At 71.0% G+C, this 13,062-nt stretch carries 11 protein-coding genes; 9 read left to right on the top strand and 2 right to left on the bottom strand.

All coding sequences use genetic code 11. From position 1 onward, the window contains the following. Positions 1 to 254: 254 nt before the first annotated feature. Together pfp and VGW35_15015 are read right to left on the bottom strand one after the other, a co-directional pair. Positions 255 to 1,493, bottom strand: a complete 1,239-nt coding sequence (pfp, locus tag VGW35_15020; GenBank protein HEV8308971.1) for a diphosphate--fructose-6-phosphate 1-phosphotransferase — start codon at positions 1,491 to 1,493, stop codon at positions 255 to 257. Between the two features lie 67 nt (positions 1,494 to 1,560). Further along, a complete protein-coding gene (locus VGW35_15015) occupies positions 1,561 to 1,995 on the bottom strand; it encodes a response regulator (protein HEV8308970.1) in 435 nt (144 codons plus the stop codon). 447 nt (positions 1,996 to 2,442) lie between these two features. On the opposite strand from VGW35_15015, the gene VGW35_15010 reads away from it, so the two are divergent. The 9 genes from VGW35_15010 to VGW35_14970 form a co-directional block, all read left to right on the top strand. Beyond that, the gene (locus VGW35_15010) at positions 2,443 to 3,402 is read left to right on the top strand and encodes an arginase family protein (GenBank protein HEV8308969.1); all 960 of its coding nucleotides are present in this window, start codon (positions 2,443 to 2,445) and stop codon (positions 3,400 to 3,402) included. Further along, the gene (locus VGW35_15005) at positions 3,399 to 4,385 is read left to right on the top strand and encodes an arginase family protein (GenBank protein ID HEV8308968.1); all 987 of its coding nucleotides are present in this window, start codon (positions 3,399 to 3,401) and stop codon (positions 4,383 to 4,385) included. The genes VGW35_15010 and VGW35_15005 overlap by 4 nt, the downstream gene beginning before the upstream one ends. Continuing rightward, positions 4,382 to 5,362: an agmatinase family protein gene (locus VGW35_15000; protein HEV8308967.1), complete on the top strand. Its 981-nt coding sequence runs from the start codon at positions 4,382 to 4,384 to the stop codon at positions 5,360 to 5,362. Before VGW35_15005 ends, VGW35_15000 begins: the two co-directional genes overlap by 4 nt. A 33-nt stretch (positions 5,363 to 5,395) precedes the next feature. After that, entirely contained in the window at positions 5,396 to 6,913 is a 1,518-nt protein-coding gene (locus VGW35_14995; GenBank protein ID HEV8308966.1) for an ABC transporter substrate-binding protein, read from the top strand. Between the two features lie 191 nt (positions 6,914 to 7,104). After that, complete coding sequence (locus tag VGW35_14990) at positions 7,105 to 8,061, top strand: ABC transporter permease (GenBank protein ID HEV8308965.1); 957 nt, start codon at positions 7,105 to 7,107, stop codon at positions 8,059 to 8,061. 43 nt (positions 8,062 to 8,104) lie between these two features. Beyond that, the gene (locus VGW35_14985; protein HEV8308964.1) at positions 8,105 to 8,941 is read left to right on the top strand and encodes an ABC transporter permease; all 837 of its coding nucleotides are present in this window, start codon (positions 8,105 to 8,107) and stop codon (positions 8,939 to 8,941) included. 2 nt (positions 8,942 to 8,943) lie between these two features. Beyond that, positions 8,944 to 11,088: an ABC transporter ATP-binding protein gene (locus VGW35_14980; GenBank protein ID HEV8308963.1), complete on the top strand. Its 2,145-nt coding sequence runs from the start codon at positions 8,944 to 8,946 to the stop codon at positions 11,086 to 11,088. Between the two features lie 10 nt (positions 11,089 to 11,098). Beyond that, positions 11,099 to 12,076: an arginase family protein gene (locus VGW35_14975; GenBank protein HEV8308962.1), complete on the top strand. Its 978-nt coding sequence runs from the start codon at positions 11,099 to 11,101 to the stop codon at positions 12,074 to 12,076. 15 nt (positions 12,077 to 12,091) lie between these two features. Continuing rightward, the coding region (locus tag VGW35_14970; GenBank protein ID HEV8308961.1) for an arginase family protein at positions 12,092 to 13,062 on the top strand (971 nt) is incomplete at its 3' end.

Here is a 13,062-nt window from a genome sequence, read left to right as displayed (position 1 = left end):
AGCTGCATGAGGTTCAGGAACCGCTCCTCCACCGTCCGCTTGAGGTTTTCCCGGATGAGGGTGCGGTCCACGTCCTTCTTGTAGGCCTCGACGACCGGATCGGGCTCGATGGGACGCGACTCTTCCAGCATGGCGCCAGTCTAACACCCGGGAGACCGCCTGGCCGCCGCTTCTCGGGCGACGAGCGGCGCGGCCGGGGACGGAGACCCGACGTGAGGCTCGTGGGGGCCTTATAGGCCCCGTCGGGGTCGAGGCTACCGGGCGGATCGGACAACGGGGCCGAAGCGCTCGAGGAACTCGGCCTCGCCGAGCTTGCCCGCCCGGGCCAGCGCCCGCACCTGGGTCGGGTCGGCCAGGTCCTCGGGCTTGAGGCGGATCATGTAGGCGTAGAGCGTCTGGTACATCTCGGAGGTCACGTCCACGAAGCGGACCCGGACCCGCCCGGTGCCGGGGTCGAGCATCTCCGCGAAGGACATGGGGATCAGCTTGGCGCCCTGGATCGTCACCATGGCGGCCGAGTGGCCTTCGAGCAGGAAGCGGGTCGCCCAGTAGCCGAGACTCCGGCAGTACTGGATGTCGTAGCCCCCCGGCGGCGCGCAGCGCAGCTCGTAACCGAGGTCCTTGGCCACGATCGTGATCTTGATCCCGCGCCGGGTGAGCGACGCGCCCACCCGCTCTTTCAGGAGCTGCCCGAGGTCGAGCTCCGACAGACGCACGTTCCCGTAACTGTCGCGCTCGACGGGCCCGAGGGTCACCGGGTCGAGGGCGTCGGCGATCCCTTCGCTGAGGAGTGCGACCCCGTGGTCTCGTCCCTGGGCGCGCCGCTTGATGATGGCGCCCTCGAGGGTGTCGGCGACCCGGTCGATCGAGAGCGGCCGCTCGGTGAACTCCTCCGGGATGACCGTGAGGGTGGCCCCGGCGGAGCCGCCGATGCCGAGGGCGAGGTGCCCGGCGCGGCGCCCCATCACGGTGATGAAGAACCAGCGCTCCGTCGTCGCCGCGTCCCGCATCAGGTTGTGCACGAGATCCTTGCCGAGATTGCAGGCCGTGGTGAAGCCGAACGTCACGACCTCGGGAGGGAGCGGCAGGTCGTTGTCGATCGTCTTGGGGACGTGGGCCACGCCGACCTCGCCCCCCAGCGCCTGGCTGAGCCGGGCGGCGGCAAAGGCCGTGTCATCCCCCCCGATCGTGATGAGGTAGGAGACGCCGAGGCCCCGGAGGGCTGCCACGACCGTCCGGAGGGCCTCATCGCTCTGGGCCGGGTTCTCCCGCGAAGTCCGGAGAACCGAGCCGCCCTCGAAGTGGAGCCGCGAGACCTCGGCGATCTCGAGCTCACGGACGTGGGCCGTATCACCCTGCGTGAGCCACTTGAAGCCATCGTAGACGCCGAGCACCCGCAGCCCGTGGTTGCGGGCCTCGATGGTGGCGGCGGCGATCACACCGTTGATGCCGGGGGCGGGTCCTCCCCCGACCAGGATGGCCAGTGTCTTCATGGTCGCGCCCGCGGTTCAGGCTTCTATGTTACCCGGACTGCGCCGAGGTGCAACCGGGCAGCGCCCCTCAGGCATCGGCGCGGGAGGCATGCGGCGGGCAGGCGCGCCGGGGCGCGTCCAGCACCTGCCGGACCTTCCGGGCCAGCTCGTCGGACCTGAAGGGCTTCTCCAGGAAGGGCATGCGTCCGGTCCGGATGCCTTCGTGTGCCCTCACGTCGTCAATGAAGCCCGACATGAAGAGCACGTTCAGGCCCCGGCGCTGGAATGCCAGACGCAACGCCAGGTCTCGCCCCCCGATCCCCGGCATGATCAGGTCGGTCAGCAGCAGGTGAATCGGGCCCGCGTGCCGCTCGGCGATCTCGAGCGCCCCGGCCGCGTTCGGCGCCACCAGCACCGTGTAGCCGTGCATCTCGAGGACTTCTCGCACGAACTCACGGACGTCGGCCTCGTCGTCCGTCACGAGAATCGTCTCGCTGCCGCGCGCGACTGCTCCGTCCGGCATTGCCGCTCCTTGGGTCCGAGTCGAGCGGACCAGGAGAGGCGTGCAAGAGCAGGGCCATGAGGTCTCACGCTGACGAGCCGACCGGAAAGACAGCGCTTTCTCTTCCGGGACTCGCGGCCGCGCCTGATTTCTGGTCGTTCGGGGCCAGTCGCGAAGTCGTCGTTCGGTAAGGAACTGACCGGCGGGCCCGCAGGCAAGGCGACGCGCCGTCGGGACGAGGATCCGTGAGGCCGAGGACCAACACCGGCGGCCGACCGGCCGACCGGGCTTGACGCCCCGACGTCACACGTGCTTTAGTCGCCCCAGGTTCCGAGGAGCCCGGAGGCGCCGTGAACTCTCTCCTCCTGCTCGCTGCCCTCTTCTTCTTCGTGGGCGTCTCTGCCAGAGAAGCCTGAAGCTTCCTGACAGACGAGCACCGGCCGCGTACCGGATCGAACCCGGAGACCGATGAAGGTGGCCCAGCCGGCGTTCGCGGGCATCGCGACGTTCCTGCGCGCCCCCCAGCGGCCGCTCCATGCGATGCCCGCCTACGTCGTGGCCGTGGCCGGCGTCACCCTCGACGGCTCGGGGGAGCCCGGAGGCCCCGCCGACGGGCCTCGCGGCATCCGGGAGGCGAGCGTGTCCTTCCTCGCCGCGCTCCTGCCCTCGATGCGCGGGACCCTGGTCGATGTCGACACCGGACGGCGCGTGGAGTTCACGGCCGAGCCGCCGCTCGTGGACATCGGCAACCTCGATCCGTTGGGGGGCCCCGGGACGCCGGGCGAGCGGCTCCGCGGAGACGCCGCCGAGCTCGCCCGCCGGGCGCAGCTCCCCGTGTTTCTCGGAGGGACCCGGGCCATCAGCGCGCCACTGCTCGACGGCGTGGCGGGTGCCACGGGCCAGCGTCTCGCGCTGCTGCGGGTCTCCTCCACGTTGGACCTGGCGGAGCCGCCAGTGACCCGGCCGCTGGCCCCCGAGGCGTCGCTCCGCGCCGCCCTCGAGCTTCAAGTCCCCGTGGCCTGCCTGGGCGTCCACGGGTGGCAGCCGGTCGTCGACTGGACGACGGCCGAGCGCCGCGGCGTGCGGGTGGTCACGCTGGCCGACTGGCGGAGGGCGGGCTTCGGTGGCACCACCCGCGCGGTGGCGGAGGAATTGCTCGGCACGGCGGAGCGGCTTTACGTGTCGATCGACATCCGCGTCACCGACGGCGCCTTCGTCGCCGGGAGGAACCGGGTCGTCTCTGACGGCCTCCTGCCCGCGGAGCTCTTGGAGGTGTGCGAGAGCCTGGCCACGTTCCCGCTGGCGGCGGTCGACGTGGTAGAGGTCGCGCCGCTGCTCGACGGCACCCGCCGCGCGGAGCACCTGGCCTTCCGGGCGCTGCTCGCCCTCCTCCTGCCGCGGCTCTCGGGAAAGGAGACCGGAGGGTGAGCGCGTTCGATCCCGGCCACCCGCTCCCGGTCTTCGCCGGGATCCCGACCTACCTGCGGGCGATGCAGGTCGAGCCCGGCCAGGTCCATCCGGGCGATGTGGCGGTGGTCGGGGTGACGTGGGACCACACGACGCCGGGGACGATCGGGGCGCGCTTCGGCCCCAAGGCGATCCGGGAGGGGTCGATCTTCCTCGGCAACCAGCTGCAGACCGCCCGGGAGCTGGCCACCGAGCTGGTCGAGGTGAGCACGCTGGACGTCCTGCGGGTCAGCGCGGCCAGCCGGATCGTCGACTGCGGGGACTTCCGGGTCTACCCGTCGGACACCGCCCGGACCATCGCCGCCCTCGAAGAGCAGGCGATCCTCCTGGTGCGGCGCGGAGCGATGCCCGTGTTCCTGGGAGGCGACCGCTTCGTCGCGTACCCGCTTTGGCGTGGGGTCGCGGCCGCGACCGGAGAGCCGATCGGGTTCCTGCAGATCGCGGCGGACCTCTGCCTGGCGGATCACGACGAGCTGTGGGGCCCCTGGTGGCGCGGGGCGACGAACCGCCGGATCCTCGGGTCCCGCGACCCGGCGCCGGCGGCCATGGCCTGGCTCGGGACTTCCGGCTTCGTGCCGGCGGCGGACTGGGACCTCGCCGCGTCCCGTCAGCTGACCGTGGTCACGGCGCGGCAGATCCGGGCGGAGGGGACGGCCGCGGCCGCGCGCCGCGCCCTCGAGGCGGCCATGGGATCCGCGGCGCGCTGCTACGTGTCGGTCGACATGAGTGTGGTGGATGGCGTATTCGCCCCGGGAACCGACGGGCCCCGCCTCGGAGGCCTGAGCAGCGTCGAGCTCCTGGAGGTCATGGACGTGCTGGCCGGCGCCCCGCTGGCGGCGGTGGACGTCGTCAACGTGGTACCCAACGTCGAGCTGCCCATCACGACCCAGCGGCTGGCGGCGGTGGCGCTGCTGCGGCTCCTGGCCAAGCGGGTGACGACATGAGCTACGGGACGTTCCTCAACGCGCCGCTGATGGCGCCCGAGGAGGTCTCCGCCGGCTGCGTCGCCCTGGTCGGGGTGCCGCACGACAGCACCCACACGACGCGGCTGGGGACGCGCTACGGCCCCCGGAGCATTCGGGCCGCCTCGGCGGACATTGCCGAGTCATTCGCCCGGGCGCCCGGCCGGGCCTTGAGCGAGGATGCCCGGACCGCGCTGATTCTCCCAGGGACGCCGCGGGTGGTCGACGTAGGCGACGCGCCGGTGTTCCCGAACGACCTCGAGCAGACCACGGAGTCGGTCCGCTCCACGATGCGCACGCTGGCGCGCCGCGGGGCCTTCCCGGTCCTGCTGGGCGGTGACCACTACATCTCGTACCCGTCCTTCTGGGGCTTCAGCGAGGGGCTGCCGCTCAACGTGGGGCGAGTGGGCTACATCCACATCGACGGCCACCTCGACTTCGCCTACGACAACCCCGTCTGGGGGAAGCGCTTCCACGGATCGAACGCGCGGCGCGTCTCGGAGCTGGACGTGGTGGACCCGCGGAACATGGTGTTCGTCGGCGTGCACGGGTACGTGAGCCAGGAGCAGTGGTCCACCCTCAAGCGGAACGGCTCGACCGCGCTCACCCACGCCGACGTGCGGCGACTGGGGGCGGTCGAGGTCGCCAAGCGGGCGGCGGGAATCGCCGGGGAGCGGACGGACTGCGTCTACGTCTCGTTCGACATCGACGTGATCGACACCGCCTACGTGCCGGGGACCGGCGGGGTGGTCATCGGCGGGATGACCCCCGGCCAGATGCGGGAGGTGCTGGGAGTGCTGCGGGAGGCGAACGTGGGAGCCATCGACCTGATGGAGGTGTCCCCGGTCCTGGATCCGAGCGGTCGGAGCATGCGCCTGGCGGCGGAGCTGATCACGCACTTCATCGCGCCGCGCATCTTCGACCGCGAGGTCCTGAGCCGACGCGAAGACGACTACTGAGCCCAACAGCCGCCAGAGAACAGGAGCTTGGCGATGTGGAGACGGGGAGCATACGTGTTCGGCGCGCTCATCGGTGTCATGGTGCTTTTCGGAGCCGCGCTGCCCGACCCGGCGGCGGCTGAGTCCAACCTGGTCGTGGGCGTGTGGATGGATCTGAAGACCCTGGACCCACCGCGGATGAAGACCGGGGCCGAGTACAACTACGCGATGCTGGTGTTCAACGGCCTGACGGCCATCGGGCGCAACATGACGGTGGAGCCGGACCTGGCGACCAAGTGGGACGTGAGCCCCGACCTCAAGACCTGGACCTTCCAGCTGCGCCGGGGCGTCAAATTCCACAACGGCAAGGAGCTCGACGCCGGGGACGTGATCCACACCGTCAACCGCATCCTCGATCCCAAGGTAGGGTCGCCCCTCCGGGGCGGCTTCGGGATCGTGGACAGGATGGAGGCCGTCGACAAGTACACGCTGCGGTTCACCCTGAAGGAGCCCTACGGCGAGCTGGCCGCCATCTTCGCCGACTACCAGGCTCGGATCCTGCCGGCCGGGGTGGGCGACGAGCAGCTGGCCAAGTCCCCGGTGGGCACCGGTCCCTTCAAGTTCGTCGAGTTCAAGCCGGAGGACCGGGTGGTCCTCGAGAAGAACCCCAATTACTGGGAGCCGGGGCTCCCCAAGCTCGACAAGGTGACGTTCCGCATCATCCCCGAGCGCGCCACCGCGGTGGCGGCCCTCAAGTCCAGCGAGGTGCATCTCGTCTGGGCGGCGAGCGCCGAGCAGCAGCAGAGTCTCAAGGGCAGCGACACCGCCGCCGTCGACATGACGACATCCGCGACCTGGATCGGGCTGATCATGCACAACGGCCAGCCGCCGTTCAACGATGTGCGGGTGCGACAGGCGTTCTTCCACCTGCTGGACAAGCCGGCCATCGCCGAGCTGGCGACGCTGGGCAACGCGGTCGCCACCCACTCGCCGATCCCGCCGGGCCATCCCTTCTACCGGTCCGACATTCCCATCCCGAAGCCGGATCCGGCCAAGGCCCGGCAGCTCCTGAAGGAAGCCGGGATCACGAGCGGCCCGGACCTCAAGCTCTACTACGCCGCGAGAGACACCGAAGCGCAGCGGGCCGCGGTGACGATCCGCGACCAGGTCAAGGCGGCCGGCGTGAAGATCGACCTCGAGGGCGTGCCGGCGGACAAGTTCTACGCGGAGGTGGAGGGCAAGGTGCCGCTGGCGATCACCACTTTCTACGGTCGCGCGGTCCCCGACGCCATGCTCTACCACTGGTATCACTCCAACGGGTCGTGGAACCAGAACCTCTGGCACTACAGCAACAAGAGGATGGACGACCTCCTCACCCGGGCTCGCCAGACGACCAACACCGGGCAGCAAAAGGAGCTCTACGGCGAGGTCCAGAAGATCGTCGTCGACGAAGGTCCCGGCGCCGTCCTCTACGTGAAGACGCACGCCAACGGGGTGCACAAGCTCGTGAAGGGCTTCAAGTCGCACCCGCGGATGTGGCTCGACGTCAAGAGCGTGACGCTGGGGAACTGACGGCGGAGCCCGCCGTCTGAGGGGGCGGGGCGCCGTCCGGCCCCGCCCCCAGCCCGGTGGTGTGTCCCAGTAACCCAGCGCCGGCCACCGAGCGTGTGGCGCATCGAGGTGCTCCGAGCGGCGGCTTCGCCGCCGCCACGACGGGGGGGAATCGGGGGGGTCTTCCGAGACCCCCCCGAAATGACCTAGCCGTGCCTATCTACGTCATCCAGCGTATCGGCGCCATCATCGTGATGGTGGCGGTGATGTCGGTGCTGGTCTTTGCCGCCACACACCTGTTGCCCGGCAACGTGGTCACGATGATCCTGGGCGAGTACGCGACGCCGGAGGCCCAGGCCGCCATGGAGAAGAAGCTGGGGCTCCACGACCCGCTTCCCGTGCAGTACTGGCGCTGGGCGTCGAAGTTCTTCAGCGGCGACATGGGCGAATCGCTGGTCACCCAGCAGCCGGTGGCCACCGTCGTGTGGCCCGCGCTCCAGAAGTCGCTGGTCCTGGCCGGGGTGTCGCTCGCGTGTGTGACCCTGGTCGGGATCGGCCTCGGCGTTCTCGCCGCGGTCCGCAAGGGCACGCCGTTCGACCACGCCGTGTCGCTGTTCGGCTACCTCGGCATCTCGGTGCCGGAGTTCTTCTGGGCCGTCATCCTGATCGTGGTGTTCGCCGGCGCCTTCCACTGGCTGCCTTCCTTCGGCTACGCCCCGCCGAACGCGGGGTTGGGGCGGTTCCTGTCTTACCTGATCTTGCCCGTGGTCACGCTCTCGCTGACCCTGATCGCGCACGTCCTGCGGATGACGCGCTCGAGCATGCTGGAGGTGCTGGGCAGCGACTACGTCAAGGTCGCCCGGGCCAAGGGGATCCCCGAGCGCACGGTGCTGGTCCGCCACGCCCTCCGTAACGGGCTGCTGCCGACGATCACCATTCTCGCCAATGACGTCGGCTTCCTCATCGGGGGGATCGTGGTGATCGAATCGGTGTTCGGCTTCCCCGGGATGGGGCGCCACCTCTTGTCGTCGATCGAGCACCACGACCTCCCCATGCTGCAGGCGATGGTGCTCATCCTGACCGTGATCTACGCGGTCACCAATCTGGGGGCGGACCTCCTGTACGCCTACTTCAATCCCAAGATCCGGTATGGACGGGTCGTCAGCTGACGCCGCGCGGCTGACGGGCGGACCCGCGGCAGGGCGAGCCGGGGTGCGAAGCCGGCCACGACGGCGGCGGATCCCGGCGAACCTGATCGCCGGCTCCATCGTCCTGGGGGCGATCGTGGCCCTGGCCGTCCTGGGACCGTACATCGCGCCGTACCCCTACGACGAGATCCATGCCCGGGATCGCCTGAAGGCCCCGGGCGCCACGTACTGGCTCGGGACGGACGATTTGGGCCGGGACGTCTTGAGCCGGACGCTGGACGGGAGCCGGCTGTCCCTGTTCATCGGTCTGGCCGCCACCCTGGTGAACCTGGCCTTCGGTGTCCCGCTGGGGCTGATCGCCGGGCACTTCCGGGGCCGGGTCGACGAGCTCATCATGCGGTCCCTCGACGTCATCGTGGCGTTCCCGCCGGTGATCTTCGTCATGCTGATCCTGACCGTCACTCCGCCCGCGCTCTGGAAGACCACCGTCACCATTGGATGCCTGTTCACGCCGGGACTGGCCCGGATCACGCGGAGCGTGGTGCTCGACCTGCGCGGACAGGAGTTCATCCAGGCCGCGCAGGCCCGCGGCGAGACCGCCTGGTACATCGTGCTCCACGAGCTCCTGCCCAACGCCTGGCCGCCCATCATCGTCGAGGCGAGCCTCCGCGTGACCTTCGCCATCCTGGTCGGGGCGGTGCTGAGCTTCCTCGGGCTCGGCGTGCGGCCGCCGGCCGCGGACTGGGGCCTCATGATCAGCGAGGCGCGGTCGTTCCTCGATCAGGCTCCCTGGATCGCGCTGGTGCCGGGGGCGGCCATGTGCATCACGGTCGTGGCGGTGAACCTCGTGGGGGACGGCCTGCGGGAGCTCTTGGATCCCAAGGGCCGGGGGCGGCGCTAGAGATGGCCGGCGCGCCGCTCCTCGAGGTCCGGGACCTGTCGGTCTCCTACGACACGCCGTACGGGCCCATCGAGGCCGTCTCCCGAGTGTCGCTCTCGATCCAGCCGGCGGAGGGCGTGGGGCTGGTCGGCGAGTCGGGGTCGGGCAAGAGCACGATCGCCGCGGCGATCCTGGACCTGCTGGCGCCGGAGGCGCGCGTCGACGGCGGCGTGATCGTCTTCGAAGGCCAGGACCTCTCGCGCCTGGGCAAGACGGCGCGGCGGAAGCTCCTGGGGGACCGGATCGGCGCGGTCTTTCAGAGCCCGGGGACGTGCCTCAACCCGTCCATCCGGGTCGGCCGGCAGATCGCCGAGCCCCTGGAGCAGCACCGGGGCCTGTCGCGCGGCGGGGCCCTGGGGCGCGCCCGAGAGCTCCTGGCCGAGCTCGGGATCACCCGGACGCGCGACGTGGCCCAGGCCTACCCCCACCAGCTGAGCGGCGGCATGCAGCAGCGCGCCCTGATCGCCGCCGCCATCGCGTGCGAGCCGTCGCTGCTCATCCTCGACGAGCCGACCACGGCCCTGGACGTGACGGTCGAGGCCCAGCTCCTCGATCTGCTGGAAGAGCTGAAGGCCCGTCACCGGCTGAGCCTGTTGTACATCAGCCACAGCCTGGCCGTGGTGAGCCGGCTCTGCGATCACGTGGGTGTGCTCTACGCGGGCCAGCTCATGGAGCGGGGCTCGGCCGCCGAGCTCTTCAAGGCGCCTGTCCACCCGTATACGAAGGGCCTCCTGGCTTCCTTGCCAACGGTCAGCGTGGACTGGCGCTCGCGCCGGCTCCAGCCGATCCCTGGCCGGCTGCCGGACCTCACCGAGCCACCGCCGGGCTGTCTGTTCGAGCCGCGGTGCCCCTTCCGCCACGATCGCTGCGCCCGCGAGCCGCAGGTCGACGTGCGGATCAGCGACCACTGGGTCGCCCGTTGCTGGCGGGCGCATGATGTGGCCGGGTTCGCCTGGACCGCACCCGCCGGGGATGGCGGCTCGAGCGCCCGGGCGCCGGCCGGCTCGGTCCGGCAGCGCGATGGGGCACCGGGCGCGCCGCTCCTCCGGGGCCGGGACGTGCGCAAGGTGTTCCGGATCGGCGGGTTCTGGGCATCGATCCATCTCGCGGTGTCGGAGGGCGGCCGGCTCCGCTTCCGGTACGAGCCGCGCCGCCTGGCCGCGGTCGACGGCGTCTCGCTGGAGATCGCGGCGGGAGAGGTGCTGGGCTTGGTCGGCGAGAGCGGGAGCGGCAAGACGACCCTGGGCCGCTGCCTGCTCCACCTGCTCGATCCAACCTCGGGGATCATCGAGTTCGAGGGGCGCCGGCTCGGCGACCTCACGGACGAGGAGATCCGGGCATTCCGGAGGCGGGCCCAGATCGTCTTCCAGAACCCGGATTCCTCGCTCAACCCCCGCAAGCGCGTGGGGGAGATCCTCGGCCGTCCGCTCGAGCTGTTCCGGGTCATGGACCCGGCCCGCATCCCGGCGCGGGTGAGGGAGCTCCTCCAGCTGGTGAAGCTGCCCGTGGCCTACGCCGAGCGCCTCCCCCACCAGCTGAGTGGCGGCGAGAAGCAGCGGGTCGGCATCGCCCGGGCGCTCGCCTCCAGCCCACGGTTCGTGGTCTGTGACGAGGCGGTCTCGGCGCTGGACGCCTCGCTCCAGGCCGGGATCGTGAACCTCCTGTCCGATCTCCGGGCCGAGCTCGGGGTGAGCCTGCTCTTCATCTCCCACGACCTCTCAGTGGTCTCGTACCTCGCCGACCGGATCGCGGTCATGTACCACGGCCGGCTGTGCGAGGTCGGCCCGACCAGCGCCGTCCTCCAGCCGCCCTACCACCCCTACACGCAGGCGCTCCTCTCGGCGGTGCCGCGACTCGACGTCGGAGAGGGACGGGCGGAGCGCCTCCGGCTCCGCGACGCGCCGCCCGACCTGCTGCCGGACGGACGAGGATGCCCTTTCAAGGCGCGGTGTCCGATCAAGCTGGGGCCGGTGTGCGACGAGGAGCCGCCACCGGCGGTCGCCGCGGGGCGGGAGCACGTGATCTACTGTCACCACCCGCTGGATGTACTGGGGCGGCTCGAGTCGGTGGTGCCGGATTGCGGGGTTGCCCCGGCTGTCCGGGAGTAGGGGGTTCGCCATGTACACGCGAGACCTGCTGCCGTCGTTCGCCGGCGTCAACACCTTCGCTCGGATGCCGGAGGGCACGTTCGAGGCGCTGCGGGCGGGAATGGTCGCCGTGGCCGGCGTGGCCCACGACGGGACGTCGAGCTCGCGGCAAGGCGTCCGGCAGGGGCCGAAGGGGATCCGCGAGGCGAGCGTCGACTTCACCTACGACCTCTATGCCTCGACGAGCAAGGCCGTGATCCACGTGGGGACCGGGCGCATCCTGCGGCTTCCCGCCGGGGCGCAGCTGGTCGACGTCGGGGACCTGCCCGTCTACCCGATGGACCTCGCCCGGACGCTCGACACCTGTCGGCGGGCGGCGGCGGCGATCGTCCGGCGGGGCGCGTTCCCGGTCGTCCTGGGCGGCGACCACTTCATCACGGTCCCGCTCGTCCAGGGGGTCGTCGAGGCTATCGGCAAGCGGGTGGGCCTGATCCAGCTCTCGACCCAGCTCGACCTCGGTGAGCGGGATGCCGTGTGGGGACCCGACTGGCACGGGGCGACGATCCGGCGGCTCGTGGAGGGCGGGAGCGTCGACCCGAGGAACGTCGCCTTCGTCGGCACCCAGGGATATGTCACCTATCCGGAGTGGGAGTTCGCCCGCGCTCAAGGCATGACCGTCATCACCGCGGACGACGCCCGAGCGGCCGGCGCCCGGGGCACGATCGAGCGGGCGCTGGCGGCGGCCGGGGCGGGGTGCGAGGCCGTCTACCTGAGCCTCGACATCGACGTCGTGGACTCGGGATACGCGTCGGGGACCGGGGACGTCCTGGTGGGCGGGCTCACCCCGGCCGAGGTCTTGGCGCTGATGCGGGAGCTGTCCCACGCCGGCCACATCGCGGCGCTGGACGTGGTCGAGGTCGCGCCAGGCCTGGACCAGCGGGGCCGGTCGGAGCGGCTGGCGGCCGAGGCCATCGTCGAGCTGATCGCCCCCCGGGTGTTCGGGGCCTGACCGGCCGAGGCCGCCATGACCAGCGAGCGAGAGCCGCCATACCCGGAGACACCGGGCATCCTCACGTTCCTGGGGGTGCCGGAGGGCGACGTGGAGCACCTCCGCGAGGGCATGGTCGCGGTCGCCGGCGTCTCCTACGACCTCTCCTGCGCGGGGCTGGTCGGGGCCCGGTTCGCCCCCCGGGCCTACCGGGAGACCTCCCAGTACTACGCGGGGGCGTTTTCCCGCGGCGAGATGGTGGAGATCATCACCGGCGATCGGATGAAGCGGCCCGGCCGGCTGCGGATCCTGGACCTCGGGGACCTCAACGCGTACCCGCTGGACTGGCCCCGGACCGAGGCCGCGCTCCGGGAGGCGATGGGCGAGATCGCGCGGCGGGGAGCGCTGCCGGTCATCCTCGGCGGCGACCACCTCGTCACCGGCCCGCTGGTCCAGGGCTTCGCCGACGCCGTTCGGGAGCGCACCGGTCGGCCCATCGGCTACGTCCAGTTCTCGAGCCAGCTGGACCTGGGCGAGCGCGACCCGGTCTGGGGCACCGTGTGGCGGGGCACGACCGCGCGGCGTATCCTCGACTCCCAGGCCGTCGACGCCCGGCACATGGCGTGGATCGGGACCAACGGCTACCTGCGGCTCGATGACTGGGAGTTCGCGGAGAAGCACGGCCTCACCGTGTTCACGCTGGAGGACGTCCGGCGGCAGGGAATCGTCGAGGTGGTGGAGAACGCCGTGGAGGTGGCCGGGAACGGCTGCGCCGCCATCTACGTGAGCGTCGACTTCGACGTCCTGGACGGGGGCTACGTCGCCATGCAGGGGACGCCGCGCTTCGAGGGGCTCACCAACGTCGAGCTCCTCCGGGCGATGGACGTGCTCCGCCGAACCAAGGCCGGGGCGCTCGATCTGGTGGGGCTCAACCCCACGGTGACCATGGTGTCGGTGACCGGGCAGCGCTTCGGGGTCTGGCTGGTGATCCGATTCCTCGCGGGGTC

It is taken from the genome of Candidatus Methylomirabilota bacterium (assembly GCA_036005065.1).
Taxonomy (GTDB): Bacteria; Methylomirabilota; Methylomirabilia; order Rokubacteriales; family DASRDR01; genus DASYQW01.
Note: the sequence above shows the minus strand (reverse complement) of the source record. Positions and strands in the feature narration are given on the sequence as shown.

What these genes read in the sequence shown, in the direction of transcription:
- VGW35_14995 (HEV8308966.1), top strand. Translation starts at nt 5,396, where the DNA reads ATGTGGAGACGGGGAGCATACGTGTTCGGCGCGCTCATCGGTGTCATG.
- VGW35_14975 (HEV8308962.1), top strand. Translation starts at nt 11,099, where the DNA reads ATGTACACGCGAGACCTGCTGCCGTCGTTCGCCGGCGTCAACACCTTC.
- VGW35_15015 (HEV8308970.1), bottom strand. Translation starts at nt 1,995, where the DNA reads ATGCCGGACGGAGCAGTCGCGCGCGGCAGCGAGACGATTCTCGTGACG.
- VGW35_15010 (HEV8308969.1), top strand. Translation starts at nt 2,443, where the DNA reads ATGAAGGTGGCCCAGCCGGCGTTCGCGGGCATCGCGACGTTCCTGCGC.
- VGW35_15000 (HEV8308967.1), top strand. Translation starts at nt 4,382, where the DNA reads ATGAGCTACGGGACGTTCCTCAACGCGCCGCTGATGGCGCCCGAGGAG.
- pfp (HEV8308971.1), bottom strand. Translation starts at nt 1,493, where the DNA reads ATGAAGACACTGGCCATCCTGGTCGGGGGAGGACCCGCCCCCGGCATC.
- VGW35_14980 (HEV8308963.1), top strand. Translation starts at nt 8,944, where the DNA reads ATGGCCGGCGCGCCGCTCCTCGAGGTCCGGGACCTGTCGGTCTCCTAC.